The sequence below is a fragment of the Bacteroides luhongzhouii genome (genome assembly GCF_009193295.2).
GTDB lineage: Bacteria > Bacteroidota > Bacteroidia > Bacteroidales > Bacteroidaceae > Bacteroides > Bacteroides luhongzhouii.
The window spans coordinates 4,135,873-4,153,602 of record NZ_CP059973.1 but is presented as its reverse complement, the minus strand read 5'-3'; the positions used below and the strand labels follow the sequence as shown (position 1 = coordinate 4,153,602).

The following is a 17,730-nucleotide window of genomic DNA, read 5'->3' as shown; positions in this document are numbered from 1 at the left end:
TCAATTTTGGAAATAAAAATGTTTCTAAATGAATGTTTTATCGGAGAATCTCTTCTATTTCTTTGCATTTTTCATTGCTTTTGTCTAGTTTCGTTAACTGTTATATTTATATGATTGTTAGAAGTAGTTTAAAAACAACTGTTTATATGAGATACATTATATACATCCTCCTCTTTTTTCCGATTTGGGTTACAGCACAGACATACAAATACATAGGAATAGAAGATGGTTTGAGTAACCGCCGGATATTCAATATTCAGAAAGATGCCCAAGGCTATATGTGGTTTCTTACGAATGAAGGCATGGACCGTTACAACGGTAAAGATATAAAACACTATAAATTAAATAAAGAAGGCACTACTTTGGATGCTCCCATACGCTTGGGATGGTTATATACAGAACCACATATCGGTATATGGGTGGTTGGCAAACAAGGACGAATCTTTCAATATGAAACCGACAGAGACGATTTCAAAATGGTATATAAATTACCGGATACCTCTGAAGCAATAAGTTGTGGTTATCTGGACCGCAATAATAATATCTGGTTATGTCGTAAAGACACTGTATTACTGTATAATATGAAAGACGCTCATGTAGTTCAATTTCCCAATGTGTTACACAGTAGCATTACGGCAATAGAACAAGTAGATGAGCACCATTTCTTTATAGCAACGGAGACGGGCGTACGATATGTCAAACTGGAAAATGGTGTTTTAGAGGCTATGCCTGTTGAAACACTGGACTATTTTCATGCACAGGTGAGCGAACTGTATTTCCACCGGCAATCAAAAAGATTGTTCATTGGTTCATTTGAAAGAGGAGTTTTTGTGTACGATATGAATACACAGGAAATTATACGTCCGGACGCTGATCTTAGTGATGTAAACATAGCTCGTATCAGCCCATTGAATGAAACAGAGTTATTGATTGCGACGGAAGGAATGGGAGTGTATAAAATTAATGTAAATACCTGTGAACTGGAAGATTACATTATTGCCAATTATCAGAGTTATAATGAAATGAATGGAAATAATATCAATGATGTTTTTGTAGATGAAGAAAAGCGGATATGGCTTGCCAACTATCCTACAGGAATTACGGTGATTGATAATCGCTATGAAAATTATCATTGGATGAAACATGCTATGGGTAATGCACAATCATTAATCAATGATCAGGTACAAGCGGTTATCGAAGATCATGAAGGTGATCTGTGGTTTGGAACTAGTAATGGTATTAGTCTTTATAATTCAAAAACAGGTCAGTGGCATTCATTTCTAAGCTCTTTTAATCATCAACTAAAGGACAAGAATCATATTTTTATTACTCTATGTGAAGTGTCTCCTGGTGTTATATGGGCAGGAGGATATACTTCCGGTATTTATAAAATAAACAAAAAAACTCTATCAGTTGAATATTTTTCTCCTTACCTTCTTTCTCATGTCAATATGCGTCCGGATAAATATATTCGTGATATAGTTAAAGATTCGAGAGGGTATATCTGGTCGGGAGGCTATTATAATCTAAAATGTTTTGATCTGGAGACTAACAATGCACGTTTATATCCGGGATTGAATTCCATTACATCAATTGTTGAAAAAGACAAAGATAATATGTGGATCGGAACTGCTATTGGGGTGTATTTATTGAATCGAAATACTGGTGAATATCAGTATATTGAAATGGAGATAGGCATTACTTATATTAATACGCTTTATCAGGCAGATAATGGGCTGTTATATATCGGGACAAATGGTATGGGAGTATTTATCTATAATCCTCAAAATATGACTTTCGAACATTATTTTTCTGATAATTCTGCTTTAGTTTCAAACAGAATATTTACAATATTGCCGGAAGTGGATGGACGTATAATGATGAGTACGGAGAACGGAATAACCTGTTTTTATACTAAAGAAAAGATATTTCGTAATTGGACCAGAGGAGAAGGCTTGTTGCCTGCATACTTTAACGCAGCAGCAGGAACGGTGCGTAAAAATAAAAACTTTGTATTCGGTAGTACGGATGGAGCAATTGAACTTCCGATGAATGTGAAATTCCCGGATTATAAGTTCTCCAGGTTGGTATTTAGCGACTTTCATCTGTCTTATCAACCTGTTTATCCGGGTGTCAAGGATTCCCCTTTACAGAAGAGTATTGATAGGACAGATGTATTAGAGCTGGCATATGATGAAAATACGTTTTCATTTGAAGTTTCTACAATCAATTATGATTCTCCCGGAAGTGCATTATATTCATGGAAATTAGAAGGGTTTTATGAGAAATGGACCCAACCGGGAGCAAATAATTTGATTCGTTTCACCAATTTGCCTCCGGGTAAATATACCCTTCATGTGCGTGCAGTATCTGGAGAAGAACATGACATTGTTTTTCAGGAACGTACTATGAAAATTATCATCACACAACCTTATTGGTCGAGTTGGTGGGCTATCCTGTGTTATATCCTGTTGGTAATCGGGGGATTTTATTTCATTCTGCGTGTGATAAATCTAAGAAAGCAAAAGAATATATCTGATGAAAAAACGCAGTTCTTCATCAATACGGCCCATGATATACGTACTCCATTAACTTTAATAAAAGCACCTTTGGAGGAATTATTGGAAGAAGAGACGCTTACCGACAATGGAATAACCCGTACGAACATTGCATTAAGGAATGTGGAAGTTCTTTTACGACTGGTCAGCAATCTGATTAATTTTGAGCGAACAGATGTATATTCCTCTAAAATGAGTGTTTCCGAATATGAATTGAATACCTATATGAATGAAATATATGATTCATTCTCTTCTTATGCGGCCATTAGGCGTATTGAATATACATATGAGAGTACTTTCAGCTATATGAATGTATCGTTTGATAAGGAGAAGATGGATTCTATTTTGAAGAATATAATATCGAACTCGCTAAAATATACTCCGGAAAATGGAAAGGTCAGCATTTCCGTATCCGATACGAACGATTCATGGAAAGTGATAATCAAGGATACCGGTATAGGTATTCCTGCCAGTGAACAAAGTAAGTTGTTTAAACTTCATTTCCGTGCCAGCAATGCCATTAACTCTAAAGTGACGGGTAGTGGTATCGGATTGATGTTGGTAGGAAAACTGGTCAGCCTTCATGGAGGTAAAATTAGTGTAGAGAGTGTTGAGCATCAAGGTACGACAATCAAAATTGTTTTTCCGAAAAAGAATAAGAACTCTGAAAGTATCAGTGATGAAGCACCCTCTAAGTTTGAAGCGTTGGCTCCTGTACTGCCCGCTCCGAATGTTCCGGCAAAGACAACCGTTACGATAGATGATCCGAATTTGCGACGGATTCTTGTTGTAGAAGACAATGATGAGTTACGCTCTTATCTGGTCAGCTCATTATCTTCTATATATAATGTACAAGCTTGCGCTAATGGAAAGGAAGCATTGATTATTATCAAAGAATTTTGGCCGGAACTGGTTCTTTCTGATATCATGATGCCGGAAATGCGGGGAGATGAATTGTGTGTTGCTATCAAAAGTGATATTGAGATTTCACATATTCCTGTGTTGTTGCTCACAGCTTTAGGGGAGGAAAACAATATTCTGGATGGACTGTCGATTGGCGCGGACGAATATCTCATCAAACCTTTCAGCGTGAAAATATTACGGGCGAATATCGCCAATTTATTGGCAAATCGGGAGCTGTTGCGTATGAGATATGCTAATCTGGATATAGAAGTGAAATCAATGGTTCCGTCTGCAAACGGTACCAGCAGTCTTGATTGGAAGTTTATATCAAATGCAAAGAAAATTGTGGACGAGAATATAAATAATCCGGAATTTTCTGTTGATATACTTTGCGAATCAAGCGGCATGAGCCGTACCAGTTTTTATTGTAAGTTGAAAGCGTTGACAGGACAGTCTCCGACTGAATTTATCCGGGTGATGCGTTTGAAACGTGCTACACAGTTGTTGAAAGAGGGCGGATATGCTATCAATGAAATTTCAGACATGGTTGGATTTTCTGATACTAAATATTTCCGGGAAGTATTCAAAAAATACTATAAAATGAGTCCGAGCAGATATGCAAAAGAAGGAGGAAATCCCACTGTTGATCTGGAAGCTGACGAAGAAGATTGATCAATAAAAAGCGAATAGATAAGTTCTATTTTAAAAAGTTCTCCTCCATTATAATATCTATAACAGAGGAGAACTTTTTTCTTTAAGGATTATATTTTCTTCTTGGAAAAGTGATTATTAACCAGGATGTTATTTGCGAATCAAATATCGAATGAATAAATAACCTCCGAATACTTGCAGACACATTCCGGGAATTCCAATACGGAAATCCTGAATGGCATTGTAGAAATTACCTATATATATCCACTCTCCCAATGTTCCTACAACTTGATAAGTAAGTACCACGCCAACCAATACCGGTATGGAAACACGTCCGAAGTGTTGTGTAGCCCAACCGGCGGCAATGGCGAGTAATACCGATTTTAATAAAATTGCAGGCAATACGACCGGCATTGGCATACCAAAGAGCAAGGAGTTGATAATAGGTGAAAGAACAGCGGTCAACAGCCCCACCTTCCAACCATACTTGGCAGCTCCGATCAGCGTGAAGAAATAAATAGGCAACCAGGTTATTCCTCCTTGAGGTATGAGATGAAAAAATTGGGGAAAAAGAATGTTGCCAATGATGAATAACAAGGCTGCCAAATAAGTTTTCACATCGCTGTAGTTCAGCGAATAGAGTTTTACAGTAGTCGATTCCATATTCGTTTTATTATTTAAAAGTTCAAATTAATACCACCCATAAACGTGGCTTTAGGCATGGGATAACCTGCATTTATTTCATAGCGTTGCGCCAGCAGATTTTCTCCTTTCACAAAAAGATTAGCGAAACGACAGAGACGATAATTTCCCCGAAGGTTCCATAAGACAAAACTATCTTGTTGTTCGTTGTTTAATATTACAGAAGTATAAAGTCCCTTCACATATTGTATACCCGTTGATACACTCCAACGTCCGAAAGTATAATCGAGACCTGCATACAATTTATGTTCGGGAGCAGCAAGAACAGGATTTTCCATGTGAAGCCAGCTATAATTGGCATTGACATTCCAATGTGAATTTATGCGATAACCAATGTTGGTTTCCATACCCCAGTTTTCTATTTCGCCGGAATTAATATTCAATGGAGGAACCAAACCGTTTGACATAATCATATTATCCCCATTGATATAATAAAGGTTGACTCCGTAGGATAACGCGCCTTCCAACAGACGTTGTGAGTATGAAAGTTCGTAACTTATCAGTTTCTCCGGTTTTAGTTCCGGATTGGCAGGAGGAAACATATACATTTCACGAATTGTCGGATTACGGTATCCTTTGCTAACCATTGCTTTAAGTTCCCCATTCTTCGGTAAATGAAAGGCCAATCCACCTTGTGGAATCCATTCAGTACCTACATGCGAATGATGGTCTACACGAATACCTGCGTCCAGTGAGAACCAACTGCTGATATCCTGACGGAAATCAACGTATCCGGCAAATTCATCCATTTGTTTGTCTACTCCCGGAGTATGTTCACCTGTAGCTATAACCTTGTTCCACGATTCACCTCCAAAGTGCTGATAATCCATTCCTATGGTCAAACGGTTGCCGGTAAAGAGAGTGGCACTTTGATACCACGATACCCCCAGCATCTTATCTTTGGAGTTGAAGTGTGACTTTTGCGGTTCTTTTCCTATCTGGTAACCATCATTGATTTTATGCCGTCCCCAGTTATAGAAAAAGCTCAAAGCCCCCGAAGTCTTCTCATAATGATTCTCTAAAGCAAACGAAGTCATTCCACGAGTGATGCGTGAATCGTTGTCGATTAATGGTACTTGAATAGTCCCCGGATTAGAAGCATTAAAGTGAGTCACGTTTACATCTCCCCATAACTTCCAGAAAGAGCTGATATCATAGCCTAATTTTGCATATCCACCATATTGCTCGAACTTCATATCGGGGCGATGTCCGTCCGTACGATTATAGGAGCCGGTTACGACACTACTGAAACGTCCCTTTTTGACACGGTTGGAAAATTCAGTCTGTAATGTGTTGTATGAGCCGTATCCCACTTGCATATTTGTCTTTACGCCTTCTTCCTGTTGCTTGCGGGTGACAATATTAATCACTCCACCCATTGCATTCGAACCATAAAGCACGGATGCAGGGCCTCGTAACACTTCTACTTTCTCCGCCATCATAGATTGGTAAGCATCCGCTATCGGATGTCCCATCAACCCCATATACTGTGGATGACCATCAATCAATACCAATAATCCCGCTGTCGGACTACCACCGATACCTCGCAGACTCATGCCTCCCGCAGCTCCGCCGGATACACCGTACCCCATGACGCCACGACTGGTAGTGAATAATCCCGGCACCTGCTCCGTCAATAACGGCAACAGAGAAGGTTCATATCTTTTCTCAATCTGTTGTCTACTGACTACGGAAATCGTCATCGGAAGATGACGTACATCTGTCTCATTACGTGTCCCGGTGACTACAACTTCATCAATCACATAATTTCTTCCGACCTGTGTACTGTCTCTCTTAGTTTGTGCCATTCCCGAGAGGGAAAGCAAACTACCGAACAGGAATAAACAGGCTGTATTTCTTCTCATACTTTATTTCGTGTTTCAGTTATCTCTTTTTTTACTTCCTACTTCTGATTTTTTCCAGGAAATCGCGGATCAGCGGTAATATTTCTTCTGCTGATTCCACTTCGCTACACATTGTTTCTACAGGACATACTCCCGTACGATCGCGGTTCCGGATAAAAGCAACTTCCTGCGCAAAATCAACTTTCACATTTGATTTCTGGAATAGCTCCAAAGCCTTAGTACTGATAATATCCGTATATAATTCCTTTATACCACCCAGAATCATCAAGGCGGCAGCTCCCTTACCAACCACTTTATCGGCAATCAAAGCTCCTTTAAGGAATTCCGGTTCCTGTGTTAGCAAATCATAGAGATCGGCTACGCCGCGTTGAGTGAAAGTGCGGATTTTTCCTTCGTTGGCAATGGTACAGGAATATCCTCCCGTATGTAATAGATTGATTAATTCTTCCATCGTTTCTTTTATAAAGTACCTTGTTTCAATTGTTCTACAAACAGGTCTATCCGGTGCAGTTCTTTCGGAATATCAATGTTTTGAGGGCAATGAGCCACACACTGATTACAACCGATGCAATGACTTGCCTGTCGAAGTTTGGGCACGCTACGGTCATATCCGACAAGAAAAGCGCGTCGGGCTTTCGCATAATTTTCATCCTGTCCGCTTCTGGCGACATTACCTTCATTGACACAACGGTTGTAATGTAATAATACAGCAGGTATATCCAGCCCATACGGACATGGCATACAATATTTGCAGTCGTTGCAAGGGATAGTAGGATACTTCAGCATTAATTGTGCCGTTTCTTCGAGGAATTCTTTTTCCTCCTCTGTCAACGGTTCCAAAGGAGAATAAGTGCGAAGATTATCCTGCAGATGCTCCATGTAAGTCATACCACTTAATACAGTCAAAATATCCGGGAATGAACCGGCAAAACGGAAAGCCCAGGAAGCGACACTGTTTTCCGGACGACGTTGTTTGAGCCGTGCCACCAGATTATCATTCAGCTTGGATAAACGTCCTCCCAAAAGTGGTTCCATAATGATGGCAGGAATCCCCCGTTTGGTCAGTTCGCCATAGAGATATTCCGCATCCGTATTTCGAGTATTGGTCTCTTTGGCATGTTTCCAGTCTACATAATTGAGTTGTATTTGTACAAAATCCCATTTAAATTCATCGTGTCGTGAGAGCAGATAATCATATACCTCAATATCACCATGGTAAGAAAATCCGAGATTCCGGATACGTCCGGCTTCACGCTCTTTAACCAGAAAATCAAGTATTCCGTTATCCAGGTATCGTCCTTTAAGGGCTTCCATTCCTCCCATGCCGATGCCGTGGAGCAACATATAATCAATGTAGTCGACTTGTAGCTCCGTAAACGATTTGTGGTACATCTTGAGCGAGGCTTCGCGAGACCACGTATCAGGAGAGAAATTAGACAATTTGGTAGCGATGTAATATTTATCACGGGGATGGCGACTCAATGCAATACCTGTTGCCTTTTCGGAAAATCCTTGTACATACGCCGGAGATGTATCGAAATAGTTTACTCCATGAGCGATTGCATAATCTATCAATCCATTGACGGCATCCTGGTCGATAACCTCACCATTACCGTCGGGAGCAGGTTTGAGCGGCCAACGCATACAACCATATCCCAAAAGCGAAACACGGTCACCGGTGGTTGGAGATGTGCGGTAAGTCATTTTATCGGTGGGCACCTCTCCTTCTCCTGTCGCGCTACTTGAAGAAGTAGTCCCCTTTGAAGAGCATCCGTATAGCAGACCTGTCGATGTGGCTGCACTGATACCTACAATCTTAATAAAATCTCTTCTATTTATATCTTTTTTATTTTTTTCTTCCATAATCTTATACTGATTTAGATCAAATAATTCTGTGCATCTGATGTCCGCTCACATAAATGGCGCTAAAAGGACGGGATGGACAAAGGTTTTCACACGCTCCACAACCAATGCATTTTTCTACATTCACTACCGGAATCTTCAGAGAATCCGCTTTGTCAGGATCGGAAGCCACCATTTGTATGGCACCTGTCGGGCAATGGCGGGCACAGTTGCCACACTCCATTCCATCCGTCAAAGGCACACAGTTCTCTTTAATCCATACGGCATGTCCGATCTGAATAGCCGATTTCTCGGCAAGACTGGTCAAATGAATGGCACCAGCCGGACAAACCTCCGAACACTTGGTACATTCGGGACGGCAATACCCGCGTTCATACGACATTTCTGGTTGCATCAACGTCATCAGATTGTCTGAAGGACGCAACACCTGGTTGGGGCAAACAGATACACATAATTGGCAGGACGTGCAATGTTGAGTGAAATTACGTGCGCTTAATGCACCAGGAGGATAAATCGGATTTTCTCTGTTCGGGATCTTCTTATCCTCAATAGTGGCTAACCCGCCGTCCACTTTCTTTTCCTGCGCTTTCAGGACAGAAGTTGTCGCTAAGATAGCTGATGCTGAAAGGAAACTACGGCGGGCATTATCAATCTGTTCGGTAGTGACAGGCTTTGCTTTCATATCTTCGCTTGTAGCTGTTTCGTTTTTTGGTATCCGTCGAGAGTATTTGATGGCTCCATGCTTACACTTTCCGATGCAATCCATACAAGTCACACAACGACTATAATCAATTTCATGAGCTTTTGAATTGATACACGATGCTTTGCAATTACGGGCACATAAACCGCAACTATTGCATTTGGAAGTATCAATCACCGGTTTGAATATCGCATATTTGGATATAAATCCCAATACAGTACCCACCGGACAGATGGTATTGCAATACGTCCGTCCATTACGCCACGCCAGAATGAAAAGGACAATGAGAGTAACAACGGCAATAATCAGCGTTGGAAGGCTCTTCATCCATACATCTACCTCATAAAAAGCATAACTATCCATTCGTTCGGCAAAGTATGCCAACAGGTTGTTTCCCCATTGCCAAACCGGCGCGAAAAGGCTGGAAGCTATCCGTCCATAAGCACTATACGGAGCCAGCAAGATGGCCAAAGAATTCAGCCCTGCAACCATCATTATAATGAACACTCCTAAAACGCCATACCTCAACCACTTCATTGCCGGTGAATAGCGGAATCGATTTTTCTTTTGCTTACCGGATATCCACGAAACGATGTCCTGAAACACTCCCAGCGGACAGATAACGGAGCAATAGATACGCCCGAACAGGAATGTAAGCACAACTAAAAACAATACGACACCTATATTCAAGGCTAATAAAGCCGGCAGAAATTGAATTTTCGCCAACCATCCGAACCATGTGTGCAATGTACCCGTGAAGTCGAGAAAAAGCAGGGTAATAAGCGTAAAGCACACAATAGCGGCTGAAAGTCTAATAGTACGTAGCATAAACTTTTTAATTTTCAATTTATAGTAGTTATATCTCAATATCCGAAACGTTCCGTCGCCTTTTGCATATGTCCGATAATGTCAACGTCAAAAGGGCAATTCTTCTCACATTTACCGCAGCGGATACACTCTGATGCATGGTGAGAGAGTACTTTATAATGTTCACGAACAGTCTCCGGCACAAACCCTTGTTGAGCAACGGTCAGATTATAGTATTTATTAATGCTTGCTATATCTATGCCTACTGAGCAGGGGGCACAGTGTCCGCAATACATACAGTGACCTTTCCATGTAAACTTTTCCATGCCTGTCATCACACTGGCGTAATCTTTTTCTTCTTTTGTTGCATTACACCAGTCTATAGCAGCCAGCATCTCTTCACAAGTTTTGCAACCTATCATGACCGCCGCCACTCCAGGACGTGTCAACGCATATTCTATACATTGTACGGGCGTGAAAGCCTTTTCAAAAGGAGAATTGGCTTCGCTCAACAAATCACCTCCGCCATATACTTTCATTACATCGATTCCTACTCCCCTCTGTTCGCAAAGTTCATAAAGCCTCTCCCTTTCCGGGGCTATGTTGTGTAGGGAATGCGCATAGTTCTCATCCGCCCAAAGGTCATCCACGTTTTCACTTGCAGGCTGCAAATCATAACAAGGGTTGATGGAAAACATCAATACGTCAATCTTTCCGCTTTCCACAGCCAGTCTTGCAACGGTAGGATTATGACTGCTCAACCCGATATGGCGTATTCTTCCCTCCTCTTTCCATCGAAAAGCCTGTTGCAAAACCGGACCGTTGAACACTTCATAAAAATCACTCTCGCTATCTACATAATGAATCATACCGATATCCAGATAATCCGTTTTCAGCCGGAGAAGTTGTTCGTCAAATGCGGCAGTTGTCTTGTCTATGTCACGGGTACGCAGATATTGTCCATCCTCCCACGTAGAACATAAATGTCCCTGAATGATAAACTGTTCACGATACCCTGTTAAAGCTGTTCCGATATTGCTACGCAAATCCGGATTAGAAGAGTAAATATCTATAAAGTTAATTCCTTTACTGATCGCAAATGCAATTTCTTTGCATACTTGCTCCTCACTTTTATTCATGAGCCCTTCGCAACCCAATGCAATAGCACTAACCGAAAGTCCCGTCCGTCCTAATATACGATATTCCATCAGAATTGATTTTTGTACTTTTTATCGCTGCAAATTTAATCAGATAGATTCGGTTATCAAGTATATATATTACTGAATGTTATACCAAAATTACAGGTTCGTGATCTTTTATCATAAAGCTGCCTGTCAATACAATTATTTCATATTGGCAGACAGCTTTATGATGATTATCTTATTGTAGAACTATTTTAAAGGAGTAAGTTCCAGATATTCTCTTGACATATGTATCTGACCATATTCTCCCCATCGGTCATAAACTGCAAACTTTTTTGTAGTAAGTTCCTCTATATCCCAATAATGGTCATCGCCGAAGTATATCGTTTTGGAACTCGGATCATAGAAACTCCATCGTCCGGTGATACTGTTCTCATTCACTTTTCCATCGGTGTCAATACTTTTAAACGTTCTTATATACGTGCCGTTTTTCTCCAATTTATATACGGTATAGTGTGTGTTGCCTTCATCATCGACTATTTTCTCACTTGCCCATGGATTATCACATATTAAGGATATAGTATCTTCTTCTCCATCAGAATAATACCCAGTTTTCTCAACGCAACCGGATGCAAGAATCAGAGTTGCAAAAACAATAAAAATGGATTTCTTCATTAATGTAGGAAATTAAGGTTTGCGATATGAGCATCTCCATTCGTGTTTATCACTTCAAAATTCCAGTCTACAGCGTTTCCTTGATCGGCAGACCACTCAAAACTGGGATTGATATGAAAACCTACACCACAAAATAATACGCTGGCCAATTCTTTATTACCATCATGTCCAACTCTGCAAGTGACAAGAAATGCCCATGCGGCATTTTTATAAGATTGGGGATATAATTCTATTGTTGTTTCTATGCAATCGATCGAATTAACATATAATTGTTCCTTATAATCCGTTATATTGCATGTTGCTATTATAGAACGGCTTATACGGTCATCGGATAATTTTTTCTTTAAGTGGACAGGTGAGTTACTTTTTGTCTGACTGATATAAATTTCACTTTCAGTAATCATAACAATGTAATCTACTCCATGAGAAGATGCCAATTGTCCGGACAAACTGTTTATCTGACTAATGCTCTGCTTGAAACTGTTCAGATTAACAGGATTTACAGCGTTAAATTCTTCCGCATCCGTATTAGTTAAATAAGAAAGTGCAGTACTTTTTTTGTTTGGATTGACATAATACTCATGGGTAGTCTTGCTAATATCCACAAAATCATTTAAAACCGCAACATCTTGCTGATAATTCCGGCTGGCTGGTGATGGAAGACTCAAATTGTTTTGGCAACTCTGTAGACTCAAAACCATTAACACTACCAATAAAGAATAGATTTGTTTCATAAGAAAAGGATTTAGTAAATTTGTGTTGAGAAATATTTCTTCACAAAGTTATCATTTCCCTCTGGAAATAAACTGCTTACAGTGTGAATAATGCTTAATGAGTCTATATTTAACTTCCTTTCATTGTAAGGTTACTATTTCACCAATCACAGGCATCAATACATTCAAAGAGTCCTTATTCTTCATCTCTTCTGCATTCTTCAAAGGCTCGTCCCAGCGATGTTTGGCTAACGCATATTTAGAATGATGTACGGTCAGGACTTTCTTCGCTTTTAAGTCTCTGGCTGTCTGTGCCATATATTGGGGCATGAGATGAATTAAGCTCCACTCTTCGTTATATTGCCCGTTTTCAAGGATTGCAAGGTCGATATCGGGGAAACGGTTGCCTATTTCCGCATAATGCGTATCATATCCTCCGTCTCCGCCAATGTATATCTTTTGTGAAGGAGCTTCCAACAGGAAAGAAGCCCAAAGTGATTGGTTGGCAGTAAGTCCGCGGCCGGAGAAATGACGGGCTGGCAAACAATGTATCATAAAACCGGGAGCAAGACGTGCATCTTCATTCCAGTCAAGTTCTACTATACGCTCTTTATCGAATCCCCAGTATTCAAAATGTTCACCGACACCCAACGGGCAAATTACTGCTCCAATCCGGTCTTGTAGTTTTTTGACCGTGTTGTAATCCAAATGATCCCAATGATCGTGACTAATCACCAGATAATCAATCTCCGGCATATCATCCGGTGTATAAAGTTCCGTACCTTTGAAGGGCTTGTTGACAAAAGATACGGGAGAAGCGATACAGAATACCGGATCAACCAATATTCGCTTTCCCCCCGTTTGAATCAGGTAAGATGAATGTCCGAACCATACCAATATTTCTTCATTACGGTCAATCTTTCGTAAATCCGTCTTTATTGTTTTGACGGCCTGTTCGGGACGCAGACCATCTATCTTTTTGAAAATGAACTCCCAGATTCCCCTAAAACGTCCCTTATCGGAAGTCATCAATAGGGTCTCGCGCAGGTTTTTAAATTCTCCGTTTCTATAATTAGGAGATTTCATGACTCTCTCCAGCCGTTCCCCGCGAGGAGTTCTGCCGAAGCTGGGTTGATTGATAAAAACAATGACTGACACAGCCAGCAACGCTATTACAGCTAATATACATCCTACAATCATACGTGTTTTGAATTTCTTGAATATAATACGCATATAGTTAATAACTAAATTATTCCACGCAGCAAATATACAGGTATTCAGGGAGCTCGTTAGTATATAGATTACAGATTGTTATACCATAATTACTGAAAGCAGTTGTCTGTTGGGTGTCAGTCTATTGTGTGAACAAACCTTTTTCTTATTCAGTTCTTTAGAAATAAATTTTGTAGCTGATGTTCGGGATCAATCCCGATCCGTCTTTTTCTTCTACTACACTTGTTCTTTCATTGTATTCATAGAAATGCATTCCGGTGCGCATACCTACATTCAGTATCTTTAGAGAGAACTCATGAGACACTCTTTTCTTATTGATTCGGAAGCTGATAGAGACATCACCGTTGATGGAAGGATTGAATCGTTTGGTATATGCCTTGCTTTCGTCAAAAACGATGTCGCGTTCTTCCTGGCTTTTTTCTTCATCCACAGGAGTATAGCGTCCTCCTCCTTGAAAAAACAGGCGTCCGTTTATACTTAATACATTTTGTTTGAGCCTGCCGACCATCCATTCTTTTCCGGCGAGCAAGTTCACTAAATAACTTTTGTCCAGTCTTGTATTTCGCCAGATACGGTCTCCTCCCCTATACTTCGACTTGAATAATGAACCTGTAATCATATAGTAGAAACCATTTTTCATGTACTGCTCCAATGTTATATCTATTCCATAGTTTTTCGCTGTTCCGGTGCTTGTCAGGATCCGGTCTAAATAGAATTCTTCGTAATTAATAATCGAAAAAGAAGAATTCTTTTCCACCGGTATATGGAACAGGTGTTGATAATAGGGTTCTATTTTCAGATGCAGACTCTGATTGATATTCCAGTCATAAGTAAATCCGAAATGATGTGCTTTAGAAAAATCCAAGTATCGGTTTGACTCCTTTTTACCATTGATTACCTGTTCAACAAAGTAATAATCGAGCCTTTCCCTATGGCTATGCAAACCGTAAGCTACTGCTAAAGAGTGTGCAGGATTTATTTCCCATTTGAGCGCGACTCTCGGCTCTATCGACCAGTTCTTGTTTAAAGTAAAGTATTGTCCGGTAACTCCCAAACTGGTTGTCAGGTTATTGCTCAAATTGATTACCGAACTGCTATACGCCGAAAGAACTGTACTTTTTCCACTACCTCTCGAAAGCTGCTCCATGGGTTGGTTTAATCCAAAAGAAGGACTGACCTTATAATCAAGATCATATTTAAGTTCCGTAATGGTAATCCCTGTTCTATTGGTGTGCCTCGAACTGAATTTCTTGTTCAGATAAGAATTGAACACAAAATTCCATCTGCTGTTTTGAATATCTCCCACTTGGACAATGGTTCCATCGTCAGTCTGTAAGTCGACTAGTGAATGATCTTTAGAATAGGTTGCAGATAGAGAAGAACGGATATAGGTATTTTCATTAATTACATATTTATGAGTTAACCCGCCTGCCAGTTTATCCAATTTGTTAGATCCCGACGATCGGTCTCCCATTGTTTCCCATTCGGAACGATCCAAAGCCTCTGCCTTGTTCCTGTCGATCAATCCTAATCCCCAGATCGAGAAGGTTCCGGCTTTACGTGTGGGGAAATTCAGTTTAAAGGCTAAATCCTGATATTTCAGGTTAATGTCATTGCCCGATGCCAGTGAAGTAGTGGAAAAACGGTAATTAACCAGGTAGGAACTTCCCCGCTTTTTATTGATAGGACCTTCCGAAGCCAAATCTATCCCCATAAGTCCAACCTGAAAAGCGTGTTCGTACTTCTGATTATTACCATTTCGCAGATGCATATCAAAAACTCCTGATAAGGCATTGCTGTATTCCGCGGGGAAAGCTCCGTTGTAGAAATCGGAGTTGCCGATGACTTGCGTACTCAAACCAGACAGGAATCCTCCCCCCAAGCCTGATAAATCGGCAAAATGGGTAGGATTAGGTATTTCAATTCCCTCCAGTCTCCATTGGGTAAATTGTGGAGCGTTTCCCCGAATGGCAACCGCATTGGTACCAACATCTCCCGCTACTCCTGCAAATGCAGAACTCAACCGTGCAGGATCGTCAAAGCCATTGGCAAATCGTGACGCTTCTTCGATACTAATCATACGTCCTCCTGTGATGGTCATCGGGTTGACAGTCCGGTCTTTTTTTATTTCCGGTTTGACAAGCACTTCAGCCAAATCCTGCACATTTTCATCCATGGGAATCTCTACAAATACTTCTTTGGATGAAGTGACAGATACTTCGGTGATGATACTTGAGCGATACCCCATGAAAGTTGCCTGAATATTATAACGTCCTACCGGGACATTATTAATTCGGAAATTTCCCCGTTCGTCAGTCGAACCTCCCCGTGAGGGATCTTCTGTTATACATACGGAGGCATATTCTATCGGTGTATTGGTTTTGGAATCAACAACGATTCCTCTTATGGTTTGAGTCAGCTTTTGTGTATCATTGTTGGCGGGCCTTTGCTTGTTATCCTGCAAAGAGATAATAATATGATATCCTTTTATTTTATATGCATATCCCGTTCCTTTCAATAGTTGGATCATAGCTTTGTCGACAGCTACATTTTTGAGAGATAAAGATTGCTTCTTTTCGATATCCAGCTTCGATTGTTCATAAGCGATGCTATATCCGGTTTGTGTCTCTATTTGTGCAAAAGCCTCTTTTAATGAGATATTTTTATTTTGTATGGTAATCTTTTTTTCTTTATTCTGTGCAACAGTTGTAAGAGAGAGAAAAGTAAAAAATAAAAAAATGGCGAGCTTAGCTGCCCGTTTCTTCGTATTTATTCGATTCATTATTCTATATTTGTATGTTGATACTTCATTTTACGTCACTTGTTGAATGAGGGTAGACATTTCAGAACTGGGAAGAGGGTCTCAAGCAGCTTCCCGGTTCTTTTTATTCATAGGCTGTTTCTTTTTATGGTTGGGTTACTACTATTTTCTTTTCATACTGCTGATAATCAAATCCGATTATATCTTTCAATATATTCAGAATTTCATCCAGGCTTTCATCTTTCAGAAACTTGACTGTATATCGTTTCGATGTAGGGATATTTGCTGTATTATCAATCGTGGTGTTATAGTGCCTTTCCAAGGTTCGGAATATTTCTCCGGCACTGGCATTGGTAAAGACCAGTTTCCCTACCATCCAGCAGTTGGTATCATTCGTATTTATCACTGATATATGGATGTCTGATGATTTTTTGTCGTATGTAAGTTGTTCATTAGGCTTTAGTATATGGGGAGGTTGCGCTTGAACACTCACTTCCACCTTGCCGCTAGTCAGGGTAGTTGTTATTTTCTCATCATTAGGATAGGCTTTCACGTTGAATCTGGTTCCAAGAACTTTCACCGAAAGTTGGGAGGCTTCTACTATAAAAGGACATGCAGTATCTTTTTTGACAGAGAAATAAGCTTCACCGTCAAGCATGACCAAGCGTTTATCTTTGGCAAAAGTTTCCGGGTATAAAATGGTACTTCCCGCGTTCAACCATACTTCCGAACTGTCCGGCAATATCAGGCGTTTCTGTTCTCCGTAGGCAACGGATACTTCTATCATTTCGTTTTGGAGAGAAAGATAGTAGAACATTCCTCCTGCAAATAAAAACAAAGGAACAATAACAGCAGCAATACGAGCGAACTTCTGATAAGAAGCTATGTTGGTCAGATGTTCCTTATTATATCCCGTTCTTAAATTTACCCGTTCCAATGAAGCATAAGTATTCGAATCGGCTTCTACGTCCAATTCATTCCAATAATCCAATGAAGCTTTAATTTTCGCCTGCTGATTTTTATCTTTGATGATCCATTTCTGCACTTTCTCTTCCGTTTCAGACGGAAAGCGGGCGGAGAGGAACATTTTGATGATTTTACTGATATTACTCTTCTTCATTTTTGCTGCACTTTACTATATATACAGTTTGGTGGCA

General features: G+C 40.2%; 12 protein-coding genes. 1 reads left to right on the top strand and 11 read right to left on the bottom strand.

From position 1 onward, the window contains the following. Positions 1-146 precede the first annotated feature (146 nt). Positions 147-4,133 (top strand): hybrid sensor histidine kinase/response regulator transcription factor, encoded by a 3,987-nt coding sequence (locus tag GD631_RS15335; protein ID WP_143260301.1) that lies wholly within the window; start codon positions 147-149, stop codon positions 4,131-4,133. Between the two features lie 129 nt (positions 4,134-4,262). Here the strand turns inward: GD631_RS15335 and GD631_RS15330 are convergent, their stop codons facing one another. The 11 genes from GD631_RS15330 to GD631_RS15280 all read right to left on the bottom strand — a co-directional run bounded on the left by GD631_RS15330 (position 4,263) and on the right by GD631_RS15280 (position 17,693). After that, positions 4,263-4,775 carry an ECF transporter S component gene (locus GD631_RS15330; RefSeq protein ID WP_143260300.1) on the bottom strand — a complete coding sequence of 171 codons (513 nt, stop codon included), beginning with the start codon at positions 4,773-4,775 and terminating at the stop codon, positions 4,263-4,265. Positions 4,776-4,789: 14 nt separating this feature from the next. Then, positions 4,790-6,679 (bottom strand): TonB-dependent receptor, encoded by a 1,890-nt coding sequence (locus GD631_RS15325; protein WP_185911488.1) that lies wholly within the window; start codon positions 6,677-6,679, stop codon positions 4,790-4,792. Between the two features lie 31 nt (positions 6,680-6,710). Then, entirely contained in the window at positions 6,711-7,130 is a 420-nt protein-coding gene (locus tag GD631_RS15320; protein ID WP_143260299.1) for a DUF1893 domain-containing protein, read from the bottom strand. A gap of 8 nt (positions 7,131-7,138) precedes the next feature. Beyond that, positions 7,139-8,542 carry an aldo/keto reductase gene (locus GD631_RS15315; RefSeq protein WP_143260298.1) on the bottom strand — a complete coding sequence of 468 codons (1,404 nt, stop codon included), beginning with the start codon at positions 8,540-8,542 and terminating at the stop codon, positions 7,139-7,141. A gap of 19 nt (positions 8,543-8,561) precedes the next feature. Next, the gene (locus GD631_RS15310; protein WP_143260297.1) at positions 8,562-10,070 is read right to left on the bottom strand and encodes a 4Fe-4S binding protein; all 1,509 of its coding nucleotides are present in this window, start codon (positions 10,068-10,070) and stop codon (positions 8,562-8,564) included. 35 nt (positions 10,071-10,105) lie between these two features. Then, positions 10,106-11,257, bottom strand: a complete 1,152-nt coding sequence (locus tag GD631_RS15305; RefSeq protein WP_143260296.1) for an aldo/keto reductase — start codon at positions 11,255-11,257, stop codon at positions 10,106-10,108. 183 nt (positions 11,258-11,440) lie between these two features. Beyond that, on the bottom strand, positions 11,441-11,866 hold the full coding sequence (locus GD631_RS15300; protein WP_143260295.1) for a hypothetical protein: 426 nt from the start codon (positions 11,864-11,866) through the stop codon (positions 11,441-11,443). Beyond that, positions 11,866-12,600: a hypothetical protein gene (locus GD631_RS15295; protein WP_143260294.1), complete on the bottom strand. Its 735-nt coding sequence runs from the start codon at positions 12,598-12,600 to the stop codon at positions 11,866-11,868. The genes GD631_RS15300 and GD631_RS15295 overlap by 1 nt, the downstream gene beginning before the upstream one ends. A gap of 120 nt (positions 12,601-12,720) precedes the next feature. Further along, a complete protein-coding gene (locus GD631_RS15290) occupies positions 12,721-13,821 on the bottom strand; it encodes an MBL fold metallo-hydrolase (RefSeq protein ID WP_143260293.1) in 1,101 nt (366 codons plus the stop codon). 148 nt (positions 13,822-13,969) lie between these two features. Next, a complete protein-coding gene (locus tag GD631_RS15285; protein ID WP_143260292.1) occupies positions 13,970-16,594 on the bottom strand; it encodes a carboxypeptidase regulatory-like domain-containing protein in 2,625 nt (874 codons plus the stop codon). A 124-nt stretch (positions 16,595-16,718) separates the two neighbouring features. After that, the gene (locus GD631_RS15280) at positions 16,719-17,693 is read right to left on the bottom strand and encodes a FecR family protein (protein ID WP_143260291.1); all 975 of its coding nucleotides are present in this window, start codon (positions 17,691-17,693) and stop codon (positions 16,719-16,721) included. Between the last annotated feature and the right edge of the window lie 37 nt (positions 17,694-17,730).

Bases quoted from the DNA above. Each gene is read 5' to 3' on its own strand.
- GD631_RS15335 (WP_143260301.1), top strand. From the start codon at position 147: ATGAGATACATTATATACATCCTCCTCTTTTTTCCGATTTGGGTTACA.
- GD631_RS15330 (WP_143260300.1), bottom strand. From the start codon at position 4,775: ATGGAATCGACTACTGTAAAACTCTATTCGCTGAACTACAGCGATGTG.
- GD631_RS15325 (WP_185911488.1), bottom strand. From the start codon at position 6,679: ATGAGAAGAAATACAGCCTGTTTATTCCTGTTCGGTAGTTTGCTTTCC.
- GD631_RS15320 (WP_143260299.1), bottom strand. From the start codon at position 7,130: ATGGAAGAATTAATCAATCTATTACATACGGGAGGATATTCCTGTACC.
- GD631_RS15315 (WP_143260298.1), bottom strand. From the start codon at position 8,542: ATGGAAGAAAAAAATAAAAAAGATATAAATAGAAGAGATTTTATTAAG.
- GD631_RS15310 (WP_143260297.1), bottom strand. From the start codon at position 10,070: ATGCTACGTACTATTAGACTTTCAGCCGCTATTGTGTGCTTTACGCTT.
- GD631_RS15305 (WP_143260296.1), bottom strand. From the start codon at position 11,257: ATGGAATATCGTATATTAGGACGGACGGGACTTTCGGTTAGTGCTATT.
- GD631_RS15300 (WP_143260295.1), bottom strand. From the start codon at position 11,866: ATGAAGAAATCCATTTTTATTGTTTTTGCAACTCTGATTCTTGCATCC.
- GD631_RS15295 (WP_143260294.1), bottom strand. From the start codon at position 12,600: ATGAAACAAATCTATTCTTTATTGGTAGTGTTAATGGTTTTGAGTCTA.
- GD631_RS15285 (WP_143260292.1), bottom strand. From the start codon at position 16,594: ATGAATCGAATAAATACGAAGAAACGGGCAGCTAAGCTCGCCATTTTT.
- GD631_RS15280 (WP_143260291.1), bottom strand. From the start codon at position 17,693: ATGAAGAAGAGTAATATCAGTAAAATCATCAAAATGTTCCTCTCCGCC.